This window comes from Chromobacterium sp. FG22 (assembly GCF_057809415.1).
The window spans coordinates 76,362-95,088 of record NZ_JBMDJX010000017.1; the positions used below are offsets into that span (position 1 = coordinate 76,362).

The window sequence follows — 18,727 nt, forward strand, 5'->3', positions numbered from 1 at the left end:
AGGCTAGGCTCAGGCCAGCCGCCACAGGGTGAAGGCCACGTCCGGCGTCCACCCGGGGTTGGAGCGGTGCGCTTGCAGGCAGCGGTAAAGCTGGCCCTGGTAGCTGACGCCGTCGTCCACCAGGTAATCGTGCTCGTTCAACCACTCCGGAAACTCCGGCTCCGGCCCGCCGCCGCTGGTGCTGGCGCTCACGCTGTTGCTGGGGCCGGAGGCGTGGCCGGCGGCGTCCAGCGCGGTGACGAAATAACGGTAGGCGGTGCCGGGCCGCAGGCCGCTGTCCAAGTAGTTGAGCGCGCTGGTCTCCCCCGCCGGCTGGCCGTCGCGGTGCAGCTGGTAATGCGCCACCGGCTGTTCACCGCCCTGGGAGGCTTCCCAGCTCAGGCTGATGGCGGTGTCGCTGCGGCTGTCCACCTTGAGGTTTTGCGGCGCGCCCGGCCGGTTGCCGCCGCTTTCGCCGTGGATCAGTTCGGCGTAGTCGCGGACAAAGCCCCAGTCGTACGGCCGGCCGCCGGCGTCGCGTCCGGCGTCCCAGTTGACGGACCAGGTCATCAAGCCGCGGATGGGATTGCCGTCGGCGGCCAGGCGGCTGAAGGCGCGGTACACCGCGCCGGGGTCCGCCACATAGCCGGTGGCGGCGGCGTCGTTGTTGGCCGGCAGGCCGATGGCGAACTTGTCCGCCGGAATGCGCAGGAAGCCGCGGCTGCCGTTGATCAGGCTATCGGTCAGGTAATAAAGAAAGTCTTCTTTTTGCTCCTGGTTGTCCTGAGACAGCCAGGCGTTCAGCTCGTCCACCCAGACGCCGTCGCCGCCCTGGTTGTAGTACTGCGGGGCGATGAAGTCGTAATAGCCGTCCAGCGCGGCGAGATAAGGCGCGTATTTGTCCCCGGTCTTCAGGTAGGGGAATTCCGGCGCCATGCTGATGATGAAGCCGCGGCCCTCGGCGGCGTAACGGTCTTTGACCCGCTTGAGCGCGGCCGGGATCACCGCGCTGTTGTCGGCGGCGGCGATGGCGCTTTGCTCCAGATCGATGTCCAGGCCGTCGAAGCCGTAGGTTTCCACCAGGCGGACGATTTCGTCGGCCAGCGCTTGCTCTTGCCCGGCATGCAGTTCGATGTGGGCGTCCGCGCCGCCCAGCGAGATCAGCACCGCCCGTCCCTGGCGATTGAGTTCGCCCACTTGTTCGCGGAAGGCCTGATCGCTCAGATTGTAGGGTTTGAAAGTGGGAATGCCGGCGCCCTTCATGAAGGCCACCGCCACGATATTGTAGTCGGCCGGGGTTTCCGCCAGCGGCAGGTCCGCGGACTGGCCGCGCTGGTAGCCGTTGCCCGGCTCCGACGGCCAGTTGTGCCAGAAGCCCATCAAGAAGTTGCCCGCGATCTCCGGCATCAATGAGGCGTCGTCGCTCAGCGCGCGCCGTTCCGGCTTGGCGAATTGATTCATCTGCCCTTCCTTTCATGGAGACGACAGCGGCGGCCCAGGCCGCCGCGCCTTGCGCGATGCGCGTCGATCAGCTGAAGTCGAAATCGATCACCTGATAAAAGGCGTTGCCGGTGTCGGCCACTTCCCAGACCGCCAGCACCACGTGATAGCCCTGGCGCTCCGGCAGCCTGACGTTGTGGATGGTGGGGTCCGGCGGCATCAGTTCGGCGCCGTGGGACCAGTAAGGCTGGGCGGTCAGTTCCACTTTATAGAAAGGCTCGGACTCGAACTGGGCGCGGCTCAGCGGCTGATTGGGATTCCAGCCGGGCTTGGTGATGAAGTAGTTCCAGCGCCGGGTCAGGTGGACGGCGTGATAGCTCCAGTGGAATTCCTGCGCCTGACCGGATTTGACCGGGTGCTTGTGCCAACGCTCGGCGCTCTGCTCGTCCAGCACCGCGGCGAAGGCCTGGCCGGCGCTGGCTATCTTGCCGTCCGCCGGCGGGGCCACATTGGCCACGTCGTCCGGCGCCAGCGGGTCGCGCAGGCCGCCCGCGCCGGCGGGGAAGAATTTGCCGCCTTCCAGGCCGTTGACCTGCCAGCTTTGCAGCGGGCATTGGGCGTTGACGCCGTCCACGCAGAACTGGCCGCGCGATTCCGGCTTGAACACTTGGCCATGGCGCGGCTGTTGGCCAGGCCTGGATTCGACATTGGTGTAGCTCATCAGGATACCCCCGGGTTGATGTCAGGACGGCGGCGTCCGGCGCAAGTCCGTACCGCCCGCCGCCCACATCTTATTATCCCGATGGAATACGCAATGCTGTCCTTTCAGCTGGACACCAATTTCAGCTCATAGTCTAGCGGCCTGGCCAGCCGCCACAAGGCTTGGTCCAGCCGCGCGTTGTCGCCGCTGGGCCGCGCCAGGGCCGGCGCCGGTTCCGCCGCCGCCAGCTGCCGCTCGATGAAAGCGTGGATCCGCGGGCGGCGCGGTCCGCGCATGGTCTCGCCGCAGGCGATCTTCACCGCCAGCAGGCGGTTGATCTCGGCGGCCAGTTCGGCGTCGTCTACGGTGCCGGCGGCCAGTTGGGCGAAACGCGTCGGCGGCATGCCGCGGCCGGCGTCCAGCCAACGCACCGCCAACAGGGCTCTCAGCACGTACAGGTATTTTTTCAGGCACACGCTGTCGCCCTGCAGGTGGGCGTCGAAGTTTTTGCGCGCCATCGCCAGGTAGTGCCAACGGCATTTGAGGTCGGAGCGGAAGTCCGGCGCCAGGCCGCGCAGCAGCCGCAGCGCCTGCGGATCCGCCCGGTACACCAGCGGCGATTGCAGCCATTCGCACAGCGTGGGGTTGGAGCCTTGCAGCAGGCGCAGCGCCTTGCGCAGCTCCCAGCCGCTGATGTCCAGCTCATCGTTGATCGGCAGTTCGATCACGTCGCGCTGCGGCATCACGCGCAAATACCATTCCGGCTCGTGCACGTAGATGAAGCGCACGTCGTAATCGCTGTCCGGCGACGGAAAACCCCAGGCGCGGCTGCCGGATTCACAGGCGTAAAGCACTCGCACCCGGTGCCGTCCTTCCAGCGCGTCCAGTTCGCGCCGCACCCGCTCGCGCATCGCGTCTTCCAGCGGGTGTTGAAATAAAAATTCTCGCATTATCTTTGTCTCCAGCCCTGCCTAGGGGCTTGCTTTAGCTGCTATTCAATGTCCGCCGCGCGCAGGCCGGACGGCTAGCAAAGAAGCTTAAAAACCGCTCCCGCGCTGGCCCGCCCCGCCGCGCGCCCGATCATGAACCGCCGCTCATCCTTTCACGCACACCACCTGGCGCAAGGTGTGCACCACCTCCACCAGGCTGGACTGCGCCGCCATCACCGCGTCGATGTCCTTGTAAGCCATCGGGATTTCATCGATCACCTCGGCGTCCTTGCGGCATTCCACATGGGCGGTGGCGCGGCGCTGGTCTTCCAGGTCAAAGCGGCGCTTGGCTTCGGAGCGGCTCATCGCGCGCCCGGCGCCGTGGCTGCAGGAACAGAAGGCTTCCTCATTGCCCAGGCCGCGCACAATGAAGCTCTTGGCGCCCATGGAGCCGGGAATGATGCCCAACTGGCCCTTGTGGGCGGCCACCGCGCCCTTGCGCGTCACCAGCACTTCGCGGCCAAAGTGGGTCTCGCGCTGCACGTAGTTGTGGTGGCAGTTCACCGCTTCCACTTCGGCGTCGAAGGGCTTGCTTATCACGCCGCGGGCGGCGTCCACCGCCTGGCGCATCATCAACAGGCGGTTTTGGCGCGCGTAGTCCTGGGCCCAGCCCACCGCTTCCACGTAGTCGTCGAAATGACGGCTGCCTTCTTCGAAATAGGCCAGCTCGCGGTGCGGCAGATTGGCGATATGCCCGCGCATGTCCGCCTGGGCCAGTTCGATGAACAGATTGCCGATGGCGTTGCCCACGCCGCGAGAACCGGAGTGCAACATGAACCAGACCCGGTCCGCCTCGTCCAGGCACACTTCGACAAAGTGATTGCCGGTGCCCAGCGTGCCCAGGTGAAGGTGGTTATTGGTTTTCGCCAGCTTGGGGTATTTGGCCGCGATGGCGTCGAAACCCGGCAGCAGCCGCGCCCAGGCGGCGTCCACGCCGGCCGGCGGCCGCTGCCAAGCGCCTTTGTCGCGGCCGGAGCGGGAGGCGCTGCGGCCGTGCGGCACCGCGGCTTCAATGGCGCTCCGCAAGCCGCCCAGCTGGTCCGGCAGGTCCGCGGCGCTCAAGGTGGTGCGCGCCGCCATCATGCCGCAGCCGATGTCCACGCCCACCGCCGCCGGAATGACGGCCCCCACCGTGGGGATCACGCTGCCTATGGTGGAGCCCTTGCCCAGATGCACGTCCGGCATCACCGCCAGGTGCCGGAAGATGAAGGGCAGTTGCGCGGTCTGCAACAGCTGCTGGCGCGCGGCGTCTTCCACTGGCACGCCTTGCGTCCACATTTTGATAGGCGCGCCGTTGGGCGCCAGCAGGGTTTGATAGGGATTCACGGTCATATTCTTGTCTTTCTTTGTGCATATCTGTTTTTAGAGCCGCTAACAAAACCGCGCTGCCTACCTGAGCCAAGGCGCGCCGACGCAGAAAACGAAGTGTCTGCGAAGCGACAGCACCAGTCGTGCGACAAGGAGGCGCAACGCAGGATCAGGGGTTCTGTTAGCGGGTCTTAGAACCTGTTCACGATCTCGCGAGCAAGAGCGAGACAAGGCGAAAACAAGCGAAAAAGCGGAATGTACTCGTGGTACATGAGCATTTTTGATGCTTGTGCTCACCGTGCAACGCTTCACGAAGCGCAGCAGATCGTGAACAGGTTCTTAGCGCGCCGCCGGCGCGCTTCGCCCCAAGGCGCGGGCAGGCTTGCGCCGCCGCGCCCGTTCCGCGTATTGCCAGAATCGTGCCAGCTTCATGACAACTTGAAATTAAACATTCAAGCCATTGATTTAACAATAACAATCCTCCAACCCAGGTCCGCGCCGTCGGTTTCGGCAAAACCGTCATCAAGTCTTTTTTGATAAAATAGTCTATTCAATTATCCAAATAGATAATATATGCACGATAGAGTGGCGATTGGTTTCCTGGGCACGGTGCTGGACCGGCGCGGCCACGGCGCCGAGCGCTGGAAGAAATGGCGGCCCTCGGTGGGCATTTGCGCGCAGCCCGACATGCCGCTGCGGCGGCTGGAGTTGCTGCACGACAACCATCATGCGCGGCTGGCGCAACTGACGGCGCAGGATATCGCCGCGGTGTCGCCGGGCACCGAGGTGCGGCTGCATCCGGTCAATCTGCAAGACCCGTGGGATTTCGAGGAGATGTACGCGGCCTTGCACGACTTCGCCGCGCGCTACGCCTTCGACACCGAGCACGAGGATTACCTGGTTCATATCACCACCGGCACGCATGTGGCGCAGATTTGCTGGTTCCTGCTCACCGAATCCCGCCACCTGCCGGCGCGGCTGCTGCAAAGTTCGCCGGCGCGCCAGGGCCAGCGCCTGGCCGGCGAGGTCAGCCTCATCGACCTGGATCTGTCGCGCTACGACCAGATCGCGCAACGTTTCCGTCAGGAGAGCGACGACACCGTGTCCTTTCTCAAGTCCGGCATCGCCACCCGCAACCCGCGCTTCAACCGCATGATCGAGCAGATCGAACGGGTGGCGGTGCGCTCCGACGCGCCCATCCTGCTCAGCGGCCCCACCGGCGCCGGCAAGAGCCAGCTGGCGCGCCGGCTCTACCAGCTGAAAAAGACGCGTCACCGGCTGGACGGCCGCTTTGTCGAGGTCAATTGCGCCACCCTGCGCGGCGACAGCGCGATGTCCGCGCTGTTCGGCCATGTGAAGGGCGCGTTCACCGGCGCGCACGGCGAGCGCGCCGGCCTGTTGCGCAGCGCGGACGGCGGCATGTTGTTTCTGGACGAGATAGGCGAGCTGGGCCTGGACGAGCAGGCGATGCTGCTCAAGGCCATAGAGGAGAAACGCTTCTTCCCTTTTGGCGGCGATTGCGAGGTGCACAGCAATTTCCAGCTGATCTGCGGCACGGTGCGGGACTTGCGCCAATGGGTGCGCGCCGGCCGCTTCCGCGAGGATCTGTACGCGCGCATCAATCTGTGGAGCTTCGATCTGCCCGGCCTGGCCGAGCGCCGCGAGGACATCGAACCCAATCTGGAGTTCGAGCTGGCGCGCCACGCCGAGCAGCACGGCCTGCGCGCCCGCTTCAACGCCGAGGCGCGCCGCGCCTACCTCGCCTTCGCCGCCTCGCCGCAGGCGCGCTGGCAAGGCAATTTCCGCGAGCTGTCCGCCTCGGTGACGCGCATGGCCACGCTGGCCGACGCCGGCCGCATCGACGAGGACGGCGTCAGCGAGGAGATCGCGCGGCTGCGTCACGGTTGGCAAGACGAGACGCAGGACGAGGCAAGGGACGAGGCACTGGCGGCGCTGGACCCGGAGCGGCTGGCGCAGCTGGACCTGTTCGACCGCATGCAGCTGGAAGGCGTGTTGCGCGTCTGTCGCGACGCCGCCACGCTGTCCGAAGCCGGCCGCCGGCTGTTCGCCGCCTCGCGCCAGCTCAAGGCCCAGCCCAACGACGCGGACCGGCTGCGCAAGTATCTGGCGCGCTTCGGCCTGGATTGGGAGCGAGTGCGCCGCCGCGATTTAGGCTGAACGGGCTATTGCCCGCTCCCCGCCGCCGGCGTAGCATCCATAAGGTGTAATAAACATATACCTTTAAAGGCGACCACCATGCCGGACCCGCTCTCAGCCGAACAGCAACAGGAAGTGGACTTGGCGCGCAGCTTGCTGCGCCAGGTCATAGACCCGGAAATCGGCGTCAACATCATCGACCTCGGCCTGGTCTATCGCATCGATCCGCAAGCGGAACAGCTGTTGATCGAGATGACCATGACCTCGCCCGCCTGTCCGATGGGCGAAATGATTCTGGACGAGGTGGAGTTCGCGCTTACCCACGGCCTGCCGCCGCAGCGCCGCATCCACGTCAATCTGGTGTGGGAGCCGGCCTGGTCGCCGGAAAGAATGAGCGAGGACAGCCGCCGCCATTTCGGCTGGCAGGCATGAAGGCCCGGCTGCCCTGGCTGGGTCTGGCCGCGCTGGCCCTGCTCTGCGGCGCGCTGGCCGGTCTGGCGCGCCTGGGCTGGGCCGTGCCGGCCGCCGCCGCGGCGCTGGCCGGCTGGCACGGCGCGCTGATGATAGGCGCCTTCTTCGGCGGCGTGATCAGCCTGGAGCGGGCGGTGGCCTTGAACCGCGGCTGGGCCTTGCTGGCGCCGGCGGCCGCGGGCTTGTCCGGTCTGTGCCTGATCGCCGGCCTGCCGCCGCCGGCGGCGCAGTGGCTGCAAACGCTGGCCGCCGCCGTCTTGCTGGCCGGCAGCGTCCAGGTGCTGCGGCGTCAGGCCGCCGCCTTCACCCTGACCCTGGCCGCCGCCGCGCTGTGCTGGCTGATCGGCGCGCTGGCCTGGCAGCTGGGCGGCGATCTGCAGACGGCCGTGCCCTGGTGGCTGGCCTTCCTGATCCTGACCATTGCCGGCGAACGGCTGGAACTGACCCGCTTGCTGCCGCTGTCTTCCACGGCCCGGCGCGGCTTCGCGCTGGCGGCGCTGACGCTGGGCGGCGGCGCGGTCCTGTCGCTGTGGCGGCCGGACGCCGGTCTGCGGCTGTACGCGGCGGCCTTGCTGGCGCTGGCCGTCTGGCTGCTGCGCCACGACATCGCCCGGCGCAATGCGCGCCAGCGCGGGCTGACCCGCTATATCGCCGTCGCCCTGCTCTGCGGCTACGGCTGGCTGGCCGTCGCCGGCGCATTGGGCCTGGCCGGCGCGCTGCTGCCCGGCCATCCCTGGCGCGACGCGGCCTTGCACGCGGTGGGCCTGGGCTTTGTGTTTTCCATGGTGTTCGGCCACGCGCCCATCATCATTCCGGCGCTGACGCGGCTGAAACTGCCTTACCGCCCGCTGTTCTACGCGCCCTTGGCGGCCCTGCATCTGTCCTTGCTGCTGCGGCTGTACGGCATGCTGGACGGCGCTTTCGCCTGGCGGCGCGCGGCCGGCCTGCTCAATGCGCTGACCCTGCTGTTTTTCATCATCCTGCTGCTGAGCAGCCTGCGGCGCGGCCGCGCGCCGGCGAAGCCAGGCCAGAAAGAAGCCACCTCATGAAGCGACACCCCGCGCTGCTGGAATTGTCCCGAGAACACCACCACGCCTTGAAAATGGCGCGCCAGGCCCGGCTGGCCGTCGAATCCGGCGATCCGGAGCGGCAAACCCAGCTGGCCACCGCGCTGCGCGCCTGGAGCGCGGAGGCGCTGGAGCCGCATTTCGCGGAAGAAGAAGCGACGCTGCTGCCGCAACTGGCGCAGACGGAACACGCGGCGCTGGCCGCCCGGGCCTTGGATGAACACCGCCGGCTGCGCGCGCTGATCGCGGAATTGGCCGCGCCGCAAGCGACGACGCTGGCGCGCTTCGCCGAACTGCTGCAAGACCATGTGCGCTTCGAAGAGCGCGAGCTGTTCGAACGCTTTCAGGCGGGTCTCCCGGCCGGCGATCCGCTCAGCTCTTAGAACCGCTTTACGATCTGCTGCGCATCGTGGATGCGTGACACGGTGAGCCCCCTTTCGAAATGCTCATGTACCACGCGTACATTCCGCTTTCTCCGCCGCAACGCCTTGTCTCCCCTGAGCTCACGAGATCGTAAACACGTTCTTAAGTCAGATTCCGCTCCATCTGCCGGCGCAACCAATCCAGCACCGCCCGCCGGCGCGGGTCACCATCGAAGGGCCGCGACGACAGCAGCACATAGTTGGAGCCGTCCTCGCGAAAACCGGCCGGCGCCGTCAATTGCCCCAACGCCAGCGCGTCCGCCGCCATATAGAGCGAGGCGATGGCCAGCCCCAAACCGGCCTCGGCCGCCTGCAGGCTGAGGTAAAAATGCTCGAAGCGTCCGGCCTCCCCCGCCGCCGCCTCTCCCTGCGCCGCCAGCCAGCGGCTCCACGCTTCCGGCCGGCTGTCCGCGTGCAGCAGGGGCAAGGCGCGCCAGTCTCCGCCCGCGGCCTGCAGCCGCGCCGGCGCGCACACCGGCCCCATCCGTTCCCGCGCCACTTCGGCCACGTGGTCGCCCAGGTTCCAGCCGCTGTCGTCGCGGCGCAGCGCCAGGTCGATTCTCTGTGAGGAAAAATCGACTTTCCCGCCGGCGGCGGACAGCAGCAGCTCGATGTCGGGATGTTCGGCCTGGAAGGCCGGCAAGCGCGGAATCAGCCAGCGCATCGCGATGGTGGGTTCGCAAGACAGCCGCAAGGGCGCGTCCGCCTGCCTTTGCGCGCGGGCCGCGCCTTGCTCCAGCACGCGCAGCGCCTCGGCGCAGCTTTGGCGGAAGCTTTCGCCGGCCGCGGTCAGAAACACCGCCCGGTTGCGCCGCTCGAACAGGGCCACGCCCAACCCTTCCTCCAATTGCTTGACTTGGCGGCTGACCGCGCCGTGGGTCACGCACAGCTCGGCGGCGGCTTTGACGAAGCTGCCGTGGCGGGCGGCGGCTTCAAAGGCGCGAACGGCGGTCAAGGCCGGAATGCGATAGCTCATCTGTGATTTTTCCTCACGCAATGCAAGGACAATAAATCGATTTTCACCGCGCGCCAAGCCCGCGACAATCGCCGCGTCTCCCTTTGAAAGCCTTGTCGCGATGAACGAACTCCTGACCGTAGCCCTGCTGACCCTGCTCGCCGTGATCAGCCCCGGCGCCGACTTCGCCGTCATCACCCGCAACAGCCTGCAATACGGACGCGGCCACGGGCTGCTGGGCGCTTTCGGCATCGCTTTGGGCGTGCAATTCCACGTGCTGTGCGCGCTGCTGGGCGTCAGTCTGCTGCTCAGCCGCACGCCCTGGCTGCTGGCCGGCTTCAAGCTGCTGGGCGCCGCCTACCTGCTCTACATCGGCTACCGCACCTTCGTCCAGCCGCCACTGGCCGCCGGCCCCGCCGCCCGCGGCGGCCGGCAGAGCGCCTGGGCCGCGCTGCGCGCCGGCCTGCTGTGCAATGCGCTCAACCCCAAGACTTCACTGTTCGTGCTCAGCCTGTTCAGTCAGGCGGTCAACGCGGACACGCCGCTGTCGCTGCGCGCGGGCTACGGCCTGTTCATCTCCGCCGCCCATCTGGCCTGGTTCGCGCTGGTGGCCTTGCTGTTCACCCAGCCGCGGCTGCACGCCGGCATGTTGCGCCGTCAGCGCGGCTTGAACCGCGTCATAGGCTGCGCCTTGATCGGCCTGGGCGCCGCGCTGGCGCTGCGCTGAAACCGCCCATTTGTCATCAAACCGGCCCTTTTGTCTGGCAAACTGCCATGCTGTGAACCATCACGCATAACGGACAAGAAATGGTCATACCGGGGACTCTCATCCGCCCGCTGCTGGCGGCGCTCGGCGCATGCTGGGCGCTGACGACGGCGGCGGCCGACATCAAGGCCTATACCGAGGACCTGCCGCCGCTCAGCTATGTGGAAAACGGCAAGGTCAAGGGCTATGCCGCCGAGGTTTTGCGCCTGGTCGCGGAGGAAGCCGGGCTTAGCCTGGCAATCGAGGTGCAGCCCTGGCTGCGCGCTTACGCCACGGTGCGAAAAACGCCGGACGCGCTGTTGTTCGCCATGGTGCGCACGCCCGAGCGGGAAGCCCAATTCCAGTGGGTGGGGCCGATAGGCCCGCGCCGCGTCTTCCTGTACCGGCTGTCCGCCCGCCGCGACATCCGCCTGAGCGGCGCGGCGGACGCGCGGCGCTATCGCGTGGGGGCGCTGGCCGGCTCCGCCGCCTTCAACCGGCTGGCGGCGCTGGACCCGCGGCGCGAGGGGCTGGACGCCGGCCAGGACGACGCGGCCAATCTGAACAAACTGCTGCTGGATCGCGTCGATCTGGTGGCGATGCTGGACTGGGCGATGCGCTGGCATCTGGACAAGCTGAAGTTGCCGCCGCGCACGGCGGCGCCGGCCTATTTGCTGGACGGCGGCGGCCAGTACTGGTTCGCTCTCAACCCGGCCACGCCGCCGCAGCGCGCCCGGCGTTTGCAGCAGGCCTTGAACCGCCTCGCCGCCGACGGCCGGCTGCGGCTGCTGCGCCGGCGCTATCTGGGCGATTGAGAGCCGCGAACAAAACCTCGCAGAGACGCGCCGACGCAGAAAACGAAGTTTCTGCGAAGCTACAGTACCCGTACAACGCAGGATCAGGGGCTTTTGTTAGCGGGTCTAAGAACCGGTTTACGATCTTGCGAGCTAAGGCGAGACAAGGCGAAAACAAGCGAAAAAGCGGAGTGTACATACGGTACATGAGCATTTTGAGTTTGTTTTTAACGCGGTATCGCCGACGCGCAGCAGATCGTAAACAGGTTCTAAGCCGGGTCGAAGCCCGGCGGCGCAAGCTTGTCGCGCAGCAGACGGATTTCGTCGCGGTGCAGCGCGGCCAGCGCCTGCGCCTGATTGCGTCCGGCCTCGGTCAGATGGATTTCCACCTGCCGCCGATCCTCGCGGCCGGGCCGGCGCTGCACCAGGCCCAGCTCCTCGCAGCGGCTGACCAGCGCCACCACGCCGTGGTGGTGGGATTGCAGCCGCTCGGCCAGTTCGCCCACGGTGGCCCAGTCGCGGCCCGGATAGCCTTGCACGTGCAAGAGCAGTTGGTATTGCAGCGGCGTCAGGCCGTGGCCGCGGCAGGCGTCTTCGCTGAACCGCAGGAACACGCGCAGTTGATGGCGGAATTCGGACAGGCGTTCAAAATCCGCCTTGCTCAGGATGGGGGAGTCTGGAAAGGGATTCATGCTTGAATTTATATCACATCATGATACATATTGAGAGTATGTTCCGCCCGCCATGCCAGACTCGTCCTCAAGGAGCTTCGCCATGAAACTGAGCCATTATCCGAAGATGCTGTTTTCCAGCCACGGCGGCTGGGACGAGTTGCGCGGGCGCGCGCCGTCGCCGCGCCGCCTGATGTGGAAGCTGGTGCTGCCGTTCTCGCTGCTGCCCGCCCTGATGATTTGCTACGCCGGCCTGGCTCACGGCCGGCTTTACGCGCCCGACGCCGGCATGGAGCGCTGGCTCGCCGCCGCCGCGCTGTTCTTCGTCGCCGAACTGGCCACCGTGCCGCTGATGGCCTGGACGCTGCAAACGCTGGCCGCCAGCCACAAGCTGGCCGCGAGCTTCAAGGATTGCTTCTTGCTGGCGGCCGGCGCGGCGGTGCCGCTGTGGCTGTCCAGCCTGGCCTTGCTGGCGCCGGATCTCGCCTTCAATCTGCTGGGCGCGCTGCTGGGCCTGGCCGCGGCCTTCGCCCTGCTCTACCACGGCGCGCCGGCCATGCTGGGGCTGGAGGAGGAGGTGGAGTCGCAGCACTTCGCGTACAGCGCGCTGTGCGCCGGCGCGGCCGCCTGGGCGCTGTTGCTGGCCTTGGTGCTGCTGCCCTTGTTCGGCGGCTGGTGACTCAGCCGGGCGGCGGCAGCCGCGTCACGGTTTCGATGCGGGCGATGCCGCCCTCGCCGCAATGATGGACCACCGCCACCTTGGCGGCCTGGCCCTCGCGCAGCTCGTCCGGAGACACGCCCAGGTCTTCCGCCAGTTTTTCCAGGGTGACGTTGGGGATCGGGCTGCGTTTCTGCTTGCCGGCGAAGCGCCAGTAGTTGATGCGCGACCACAGCAGCAGGCATAGCCCGATCAGCGCGATTTCGAAGCCGTAATCGCGCAGCCTGCCCAGGTGCTCCGGCGCGTCCTGCGCGCGCAGCGCCGCCGGCAACACGTCCCGGCCCCAGATCAGGTAGCCGACATAGGCCAGGGCCGGCAGCCACAAATAGATCCACGCCAGCCAGCACGCCAGGGTCATCAGCCAGGACAGCAGCCGCTGCAAGGCGCTCATATTGTGCGCGGCCTGGATGATCAGGCCGTCTCCCAGCCGGCTCATGCCCTCACCCCCCGGTCCGGGCTGACCCAGCGCGCGCGCTTGCCCTTTTTGCGGAACACCGCCTGCGGGAAGGCCACGATGGTGGTGCAGACGTTGAGCAGCCAGTAAACCAGCGGATACCACACCATCCAGTAGTAGTTCTTGCCCAGCTTGGCGTCGTACTGGCTGTCCATCATCTTGCTGATCATGAATTGCAGCATGCAGGTGCCGCCCAGCACCATGCCGTGCCAGCGCGGAATCAACGGCGTGCCCATCTGGGGCAGCCAGTCGCCCAACACCAGGCTCAGCAGCCAATAGACGATAATGCCGGCCATGGTGTAGGACCACACCACGCTGAGGAAGTACTCGGAATACACCGGCCACATGTGGCGGTGGCGCCAGGTGCGCAGCACCCAGGCGTTGCGCATCAGCGCCTGGGTGCCGCCCTTGGCCCAGCGCAGCCGCTGTTTCCACAGCCCGCGCAGGGTTTCCGGCATCAGAATCCACACCAGCGCGCGCGGTTCGAAGCGCACGTTCCAGTGCTTGAGCTGAAGTTTCCAGCTGATGTCGATGTCCTCGGTCAGCATGTCCTCGCTCCAGTAGCCCGCCTGGTAAACCGCGGTCTTGCGGAAGGCGGTGATCACGCCGGAAACGGTGAACAATCGGCCGTAAGTGCGCTGCGCGCGCTTGATCAGGCCGATGATGGCGGTGAATTCGCCCACCTGCAGCCGTCCCAGCAGGGTGGTGCGGTTGCGGATGCGCGGGTTGCCGGTGACCGCGCCCACGCGCGGCGAAGTCAGGAAATGGCGCATCAGCCATTTGCCCGCGTACGGGTCCAGCAGCGCGTCGCCGTCTATGCACAGCAGGTATTCGTGGCGCGCCAGCGCCAGCGCGGTGTTGAGCCCCACCGCCTTGCCCTGGTTGGTGGCCTGGTGCACCACCCGCAGCCGCGGATGGGCGGCGGCCAGTTCGTCCAGGATGGCGCCGGTGGCGTCCCGGCTGCCGTCGTTGACCGCGATCACTTCGAAGTCCGGATAGTCCAGCGCCAGCGCGTAGGCCAAAGTCTCGCGCACATTGTCTTCCTCGTTGTAGCAGGGCACCACCACGCTCAGCGGCGGATAGTCCAGCGCCGGCGGCTGATTGAGCGGCGGATCTTTTCTTTCGTAGTGGAGGTAGTAATGCACCGCCCCCACCATCCACAGATAAGCCATGAACAACGGATAAAAAAAGGCATATGCCAGCAGCAGTATCAATGCCAGGTTCACAACACTTCTCCTCGCCCCTTGATGCGACGGGTCATCAATCGTCCATGCGGTCTCCCGCCGCCGGCCTTCATTCTTCCGGCCTCGCCGTCAGCGAAAACACTCGCTTGAACGTCTTCAGCCTGGGCTGGTCCTGGAACAGGTCGTCCGGGTAGTAGGCGATGTGCCGCGCGCCCAGGGTGTTGAGTTCGCGCACCGTGGCCGCCAGCTCCGCGGTGGGAATCGGCTTGCGGCTGCGCCAATCGACGGCCTGCAGTTCGAACACGGTTTTTTCCAGCGCGCCGGGTTTGGCCGCCAGCTTGTCGAACAGCCGCCGCAGCCAGGCCTTGGGCTGGGCCGCGTTTTCCATATAGGGCATCGCCATCACCGCCACCCGGTCGTAGCGGCTCAGCGCGCTGTCGAAGGACTGGGCGAACCAGGTTTCCGACTCCGGATTGAGCACCACCTCGGCGTAGAGATTGCGCGCGGTGCGCAAATCCGGCTGGTATTGGCGCACCACGGCCGCCAGCTCCATGCTGAAATCGTCCAGCAAGGCGGTTTTGTCGCGCGTCCAGCGCGCCATCTGCTCCGGGTCCGCGCGCACGTCGGCCACGCTGGCGGCCAGGCCCCGCCCTTGCCGCGCCTGCCGCGCCGCCGGGCCGGCGTCTTCGAAGTCGGACAGGGTGGCGTCGTCGTGGAACAGCAGGCCGCTGAAACGCGAGCTGCGCGCCAGGTCTTCGTAAATCTCGCGGATCAGTTGGCGCACCGGCGGCGAATACGGGGTCAGCCGCGCATAGCCCTGCACCTTGGCCTGAGCGCCGCCGCCCTGCTCCGCCAGCACCCGCTCGCCGGCCAGCGGATGGCCGGCCGGCAGCGCGAAGCCCAATAAGGGCATCCAGGCGTAAACCCTGACATTGGCCCGGGTCTGCAATTGCCAGGCGGCGCGGTTGAACAGGTCCGCGCGCATCGGCAGGTGGCGGTTGGGGAAATACAGCGCTTGCGCCACGCCGTCGCCGTCGGGATCGGCGAAGGCCTGCAGGTAAACGGTGCTCGCGCCCATGGCCTTGACCCGGTCCAGCAGCCGGCCCAGGTTTTCGTCCTGGCGTTTGGGATCGGGATCGTAGATGTAGTCCAGGTCCACGTGCATGATGCGGCTGGGTTCCGGCCGGACGCCGTCCGGCCAGCCGTTGAGCTGCTTGAATTGATAAGCCAGATCGCCCAGGTCCATATTGGCGTCCAGCAACACCCGGCGCAGCGAGGACAGCGGGGTGTCGCGGACGTTGATGCCCGCGCCCAGCCCCATGGTCACCGGCATGCCCTCCTGCGCCGCCACCCCCGCCGCTTGCGGCGAGTAGCTGCCGTAGGGCCATACCATCGCCCTGGGCGCCACGCCCAGCCGCGCCTTGAGCAGCGCGCTGTTGCGGCGCAAATCGTCGCGGATGCGCGCCAGATAGGCCGATTCGCTTTCATAGCCGCCGGCGCGGAAGGCGCGGGCGGTCAGCGCCGGTTCCAGATTGCCCTGGGGATTGGCCAATACGCCCAGATGCGAGGCGTAGCTGTGGCTGGCCACTTCCACCAGGCCGCTGGCCCGCATTTCGCGGATCTGCGCCCAGCTCAGGAATTTGCTCCGCCCCGCCACGCCGTCGCCGTAGCTGACCTGGCTGCCCTCGGGCGCTTCCAGCCAGCTGCCCACCAGCGCGATCACGGCCGGCGCCCGGAACAGCTTCAGCACCGGATAGACATTGGTGTACACGCTGCGGTAGCCGTCGTCGAAAGTCAGCAGCACCGCCTTGTCCGGCAAGGGCTTGCCGCCGGCGCGGTCGTCCAGCACCTGTTGCAGGCTGACGAAGCTGTAGCCCTGGCCGCGCATCCACTCCATTTGCTTCACCAGCGCGCGGGCGTCCACCGCGAACGGGTCCGAGGCGCCGCTGTCGGTCTTGTCCACCTCGTGGTAGCACAGAATCACCAAGCGCCCGGCCGCCGCTTGCGCCCAGCCGGTCCACAACAGGCAGGCCGTCGTCAGGGCCGCCAGCCATTGTTTCATTTTCATCAGAAGCGCCAATCCAGATTGAGATAAACCTTGTTGCCGGTTTCCGCCTTGCCGTCATAGGGGTGGCGCACCCGGGTGAAGCCGTAACGCAGGCTGCCGCGGCTGCCCCAGCGCCACTCCTGTTCCAACAGCAGCCCCCACACGCCGCCGGCGCCGAAGTCGCGCTGGGTGTAAGTGCCCAGCGTCAGCCCCAGGCGCTGATGCCAGGTGGTTTCGTATTCGCCCCACAACTTCCATTCCTGCATCGCCGTCACCGAGGCCTCGCCGTCGGCGCGCGGATTGAAATAGCGGGCGGACGTCACCGCGTCGTTGGCGCTGGCCGCCAGCGTCAAAATGGTGTTGAGTTTGTAGCGCGGTCCGCTGACCCAGCGCTGGTCCCAGTTGGCGGACACGGCGCGGCGCAGATTGCCGTCGGACAAGGACAGGGCCTCGGCTTGCAAGGCGTAGCTGCGGTAGTCGTCGGCGCGGTACTGCAGGCTCAGCTGGGTCCGGTTGCCGCGCACATCGTCCAGGCGGCCTTTCAACGGCGCTTCGGCGCTGTTCAATTCAAAGCGCGCGCCCAGCGTCCAATAGTCGTCCGGCGTCCAGTCGTAGCCGGCGAAAACGCCGCCGCGCCGTCCGCCGTCGATCTGGCCGGTCAGGCCGAATTCGCCTCGCCCCTGCTCGCCCCGCCATTCCGCGCCCATGCCCAGCGCCTCGTAACGGGCCGACGCCGTCTCGTTCACATAACTGGCGCGTTGCAGCTGATGCAGGCCGAACAAGCGCCAGTGGCCGAACGGCGAGGAATACAGCCGCACCGAGCTCTCCCAGGCGTTCTGCTCGCCCGCGCCCTGGCCGCCGCTCAAATCCTTCTTCCCTTCCAGCACCAGTTCCGGCCGCCGTTCCAGCCGGGCGCGCTCCCGCAACTGGCGCACGCCGGCGTTGTCCACGTCCAGTTCGTTCAACCGTTGCAACTGACGGTCCGCCTCGTCCAGCTCCTGCAAGTCCAGCGCCGCGCCGGCCAAGCCGGTCGCCGCCGCTTCCGGCTGGTCCGGTTCGTCCACGCCCAGCCGGGTGAATACGCCGCGCGCGCGCCGCGGCCAGCCGCGCATCAGGGCCAGGCTGCCCTGGTTCTGCCGCAGCTCCGGGTTGAACGACGCCTCGTCCAGCAGGGCTTCCATCCGCTCCCAGCCGCCGCGGGTGTCCTCTTGATAGGCGGTGACCATCGCGTCCAGCAAGGCCACGCGCTGAAACGCCGGATTGAACACGCGCCGGCCGCTGGCGCGCTCGGTCTTCTGCCGGGGCGTGGCGGCTTGCAAGGCGGTCAGTTCCCGGCGGCAGGCCGCGTGCTGGCCGGACTCCAGCAGGGCGTAGACCAGGCCGATGCGCCAATCCAAGGCCTCGTCCGCCTGCGGCGCGTCGCGCAGCGCCGAGCGGTACAGTTCCTCGGCGCGCAGCGGCTGGCGCTGGTTGAGATAGGCGTCGGCCAAGGCCGCGCGGGCGTACGGCGACCACGCCTGGCCGGCGCTCTGCCGGTCCAGTGCGACGGCCTGCGCCGACAGGCCGCGCTGCTGCAGCATTTGCACGCGGTCGTCCGCCGCCAGCGCGGCGAACGGCGGCCGCGCGGCTTCCGGCCGCGCCGCGATGTCCTGATTGAGCTTCAGCGCCGCGTCGGTTTGCGCGTGCCGGCCCGGCCCGCTGTCCTGGCTTTCCTGAATGCGTCCCCAACGGCTCAAGGTCGCCGCGCGGTCGAAATCGATCTGCAAAGCCAGCCGGGGATCCGCAACGGACGCCTGGTCCGCCTGCCATGGCGCGCCCAGGCGCAACAGGCAGCCCAGATAGCTGCGTTCCAGTTCCGGGTCTCCGGGAAAGCGCGTCCGCGCGCGGATCAGATAATCCAGCGCCTGGGTCAGGTCCCCGCTTTGCAGCAGGACGTAAGCGCGCGCGCGGCTCAGCTCCAGTTCGTCGGCCGGCGCGCCGGGCGGCGCGGCGTCCAGCGTGGCCAGCGCGGCGGCGGCCTGTCCGGCTTCGGCCTGGGCCATGGCCAGGCCGGCGCGATAGCCGGCCGCGGGCTGACGCGCCAGCAACACGCGGTACAGCCGCGTCGCTTCCGCCGCGTCGCGCTGATCGCGCGCCGCTCGCGCCAAGCGCGCCAGGGTGTCCGCCGACATCTCGGCCTCATGTCCGGGCAGCAGCCGCAGGGCCTCCGCGCCGCGTCCGCTCCAGCACAGCAGGGTCAGATAATCGTCCAGCAAGGGCGCGGGCAACGGTCCGCGCGCGCGTTCCCGCTCCAATAGCGCCAGCGCCGGCGCGGTCTGCCCCGCCCGGGCCTGGACGATGGCCGCCGCGTACTCCGGCTGTTTCCAGACCGGCGTTTCCGCTCCCGCCGCGCCGCCGGCCAACAACAAACCAGCCGCCAGGCTGGTGAATAGATTTCGCGTCATGCTTGGCCCGTCAAGGTCTGTCTCAACATCAAGTTACAAGTCATTAAACAGATATTAGATTCCATCCAATTAGATAGCAAATTTTTTTTCTATTTAAATTTGTTATTTAAAATAATCCGCATGAAAAACTACCCGCATTGCATGAAGGCAATATAGCCGTTGGCGCGCGGCTTGCTGGCTTG

At 67.1% G+C, this 18,727-nt stretch carries 17 protein-coding genes; 7 read left to right on the top strand and 10 right to left on the bottom strand.

Annotation, left to right across the window (positions count from 1 at the left end):
* Window positions 1-9: 9 nt before the first annotated feature.
* The 4 genes from ACODSD_RS16700 to ACODSD_RS16715 form a co-directional block, all read right to left on the bottom strand.
* Complete coding sequence (locus ACODSD_RS16700) at window positions 10-1,440, bottom strand: carbohydrate-binding protein (RefSeq protein WP_488877864.1); 1,431 nt, start codon at window positions 1,438-1,440, stop codon at window positions 10-12.
* Window positions 1,441-1,507: 67 nt separating this feature from the next.
* A complete protein-coding gene (locus tag ACODSD_RS16705) occupies window positions 1,508-2,140 on the bottom strand; it encodes a lytic polysaccharide monooxygenase auxiliary activity family 9 protein (protein WP_107799917.1) in 633 nt (210 codons plus the stop codon).
* Between the two features lie 104 nt (window positions 2,141-2,244).
* On the bottom strand, window positions 2,245-3,069 hold the full coding sequence (locus ACODSD_RS16710; RefSeq protein ID WP_488877865.1) for a nucleotidyltransferase domain-containing protein: 825 nt from the start codon (window positions 3,067-3,069) through the stop codon (window positions 2,245-2,247).
* A 144-nt stretch (window positions 3,070-3,213) separates the two neighbouring features.
* The gene (locus ACODSD_RS16715) at window positions 3,214-4,440 is read right to left on the bottom strand and encodes an RtcB family protein (RefSeq protein WP_488877866.1); all 1,227 of its coding nucleotides are present in this window, start codon (window positions 4,438-4,440) and stop codon (window positions 3,214-3,216) included.
* 549 nt (window positions 4,441-4,989) lie between these two features.
* Between ACODSD_RS16715 and rtcR the strand changes: the two genes are divergently transcribed.
* From rtcR to ACODSD_RS16735, 4 genes are all read left to right on the top strand, one after another.
* Window positions 4,990-6,594, top strand: a complete 1,605-nt coding sequence (gene rtcR, locus ACODSD_RS16720; RefSeq protein WP_488877867.1) for an RNA repair transcriptional activator RtcR — start codon at window positions 4,990-4,992, stop codon at window positions 6,592-6,594.
* A gap of 78 nt (window positions 6,595-6,672) precedes the next feature.
* The gene (locus ACODSD_RS16725) at window positions 6,673-7,005 is read left to right on the top strand and encodes a metal-sulfur cluster assembly factor (RefSeq protein WP_107799924.1); all 333 of its coding nucleotides are present in this window, start codon (window positions 6,673-6,675) and stop codon (window positions 7,003-7,005) included.
* Window positions 7,002-8,093: a DUF8744 domain-containing protein gene (locus ACODSD_RS16730; RefSeq protein ID WP_107799925.1), complete on the top strand. Its 1,092-nt coding sequence runs from the start codon at window positions 7,002-7,004 to the stop codon at window positions 8,091-8,093. Before ACODSD_RS16725 ends, ACODSD_RS16730 begins: the two co-directional genes overlap by 4 nt.
* Window positions 8,090-8,494, top strand: coding sequence for a hemerythrin domain-containing protein (locus ACODSD_RS16735; protein ID WP_488877868.1), 405 nt, complete (start codon window positions 8,090-8,092; stop codon window positions 8,492-8,494). Before ACODSD_RS16730 ends, ACODSD_RS16735 begins: the two co-directional genes overlap by 4 nt.
* A 142-nt stretch (window positions 8,495-8,636) precedes the next feature.
* Here ACODSD_RS16735 and ACODSD_RS16740 read toward each other — a convergent pair whose 3' ends face one another.
* Entirely contained in the window at window positions 8,637-9,509 is an 873-nt protein-coding gene (locus ACODSD_RS16740; RefSeq protein ID WP_107799927.1) for a LysR substrate-binding domain-containing protein, read from the bottom strand.
* Window positions 9,510-9,609: 100 nt separating this feature from the next.
* On the opposite strand from ACODSD_RS16740, the gene ACODSD_RS16745 reads away from it, so the two are divergent.
* Together ACODSD_RS16745 and ACODSD_RS16750 are read left to right on the top strand one after the other, a co-directional pair.
* Complete coding sequence (locus tag ACODSD_RS16745) at window positions 9,610-10,215, top strand: LysE family transporter (RefSeq protein WP_488877869.1); 606 nt, start codon at window positions 9,610-9,612, stop codon at window positions 10,213-10,215.
* A gap of 80 nt (window positions 10,216-10,295) precedes the next feature.
* Window positions 10,296-11,048, top strand: a complete 753-nt coding sequence (locus ACODSD_RS16750; protein ID WP_488877870.1) for a substrate-binding periplasmic protein — start codon at window positions 10,296-10,298, stop codon at window positions 11,046-11,048.
* Window positions 11,049-11,296: 248 nt separating this feature from the next.
* Here the strand turns inward: ACODSD_RS16750 and ACODSD_RS16755 are convergent, their stop codons facing one another.
* On the bottom strand, window positions 11,297-11,719 hold the full coding sequence (locus ACODSD_RS16755; protein ID WP_107799930.1) for a MarR family winged helix-turn-helix transcriptional regulator: 423 nt from the start codon (window positions 11,717-11,719) through the stop codon (window positions 11,297-11,299).
* Between the two features lie 82 nt (window positions 11,720-11,801).
* On the opposite strand from ACODSD_RS16755, the gene ACODSD_RS16760 reads away from it, so the two are divergent.
* Window positions 11,802-12,377, top strand: coding sequence for a YIP1 family protein (locus tag ACODSD_RS16760; protein ID WP_158274302.1), 576 nt, complete (start codon window positions 11,802-11,804; stop codon window positions 12,375-12,377).
* 1 nt (window position 12,378) lies between these two features.
* On the opposite strand, the gene pgaD is transcribed toward ACODSD_RS16760, so the two are convergent.
* From pgaD to pgaA, 4 genes are all read right to left on the bottom strand, one after another.
* Window positions 12,379-12,852: a poly-beta-1,6-N-acetyl-D-glucosamine biosynthesis protein PgaD gene (gene pgaD, locus ACODSD_RS16765; RefSeq protein WP_107799932.1), complete on the bottom strand. Its 474-nt coding sequence runs from the start codon at window positions 12,850-12,852 to the stop codon at window positions 12,379-12,381.
* A complete protein-coding gene (pgaC, locus tag ACODSD_RS16770; protein WP_227107376.1) occupies window positions 12,849-14,096 on the bottom strand; it encodes a poly-beta-1,6-N-acetyl-D-glucosamine synthase in 1,248 nt (415 codons plus the stop codon). The genes pgaD and pgaC overlap by 4 nt, the downstream gene beginning before the upstream one ends.
* Window positions 14,097-14,163: 67 nt before the next feature.
* A complete protein-coding gene (gene pgaB / locus ACODSD_RS16775; RefSeq protein WP_488877871.1) occupies window positions 14,164-16,122 on the bottom strand; it encodes a poly-beta-1,6-N-acetyl-D-glucosamine N-deacetylase PgaB in 1,959 nt (652 codons plus the stop codon).
* Window positions 16,122-18,545 (bottom strand): poly-beta-1,6 N-acetyl-D-glucosamine export porin PgaA, encoded by a 2,424-nt coding sequence (gene pgaA / locus ACODSD_RS16780; RefSeq protein WP_488877872.1) that lies wholly within the window; start codon window positions 18,543-18,545, stop codon window positions 16,122-16,124. Before pgaA ends, pgaB begins: the two co-directional genes overlap by 1 nt.
* Window positions 18,546-18,727 lie beyond the last annotated feature (182 nt).

What these genes read in the sequence shown, in the direction of transcription:
- ACODSD_RS16700 (WP_488877864.1), bottom strand. Translation starts at nt 1,440, where the DNA reads ATGAATCAATTCGCCAAGCCGGAACGGCGCGCGCTGAGCGACGACGCC.
- ACODSD_RS16705 (WP_107799917.1), bottom strand. Translation starts at nt 2,140, where the DNA reads ATGAGCTACACCAATGTCGAATCCAGGCCTGGCCAACAGCCGCGCCAT.
- ACODSD_RS16710 (WP_488877865.1), bottom strand. Translation starts at nt 3,069, where the DNA reads ATGCGAGAATTTTTATTTCAACACCCGCTGGAAGACGCGATGCGCGAG.
- ACODSD_RS16715 (WP_488877866.1), bottom strand. Translation starts at nt 4,440, where the DNA reads ATGACCGTGAATCCCTATCAAACCCTGCTGGCGCCCAACGGCGCGCCT.
- rtcR (WP_488877867.1), top strand. Translation starts at nt 4,990, where the DNA reads ATGCACGATAGAGTGGCGATTGGTTTCCTGGGCACGGTGCTGGACCGG.
- ACODSD_RS16725 (WP_107799924.1), top strand. Translation starts at nt 6,673, where the DNA reads ATGCCGGACCCGCTCTCAGCCGAACAGCAACAGGAAGTGGACTTGGCG.
- ACODSD_RS16730 (WP_107799925.1), top strand. Translation starts at nt 7,002, where the DNA reads ATGAAGGCCCGGCTGCCCTGGCTGGGTCTGGCCGCGCTGGCCCTGCTC.
- ACODSD_RS16735 (WP_488877868.1), top strand. Translation starts at nt 8,090, where the DNA reads ATGAAGCGACACCCCGCGCTGCTGGAATTGTCCCGAGAACACCACCAC.
- ACODSD_RS16740 (WP_107799927.1), bottom strand. Translation starts at nt 9,509, where the DNA reads ATGAGCTATCGCATTCCGGCCTTGACCGCCGTTCGCGCCTTTGAAGCC.
- ACODSD_RS16745 (WP_488877869.1), top strand. Translation starts at nt 9,610, where the DNA reads ATGAACGAACTCCTGACCGTAGCCCTGCTGACCCTGCTCGCCGTGATC.
- ACODSD_RS16750 (WP_488877870.1), top strand. Translation starts at nt 10,296, where the DNA reads ATGGTCATACCGGGGACTCTCATCCGCCCGCTGCTGGCGGCGCTCGGC.
- ACODSD_RS16755 (WP_107799930.1), bottom strand. Translation starts at nt 11,719, where the DNA reads ATGAATCCCTTTCCAGACTCCCCCATCCTGAGCAAGGCGGATTTTGAA.
- ACODSD_RS16760 (WP_158274302.1), top strand. Translation starts at nt 11,802, where the DNA reads ATGAAACTGAGCCATTATCCGAAGATGCTGTTTTCCAGCCACGGCGGC.
- pgaD (WP_107799932.1), bottom strand. Translation starts at nt 12,852, where the DNA reads ATGAGCCGGCTGGGAGACGGCCTGATCATCCAGGCCGCGCACAATATG.
- pgaB (WP_488877871.1), bottom strand. Translation starts at nt 16,122, where the DNA reads ATGAAAATGAAACAATGGCTGGCGGCCCTGACGACGGCCTGCCTGTTG.
- pgaA (WP_488877872.1), bottom strand. Translation starts at nt 18,545, where the DNA reads ATGACGCGAAATCTATTCACCAGCCTGGCGGCTGGTTTGTTGTTGGCC.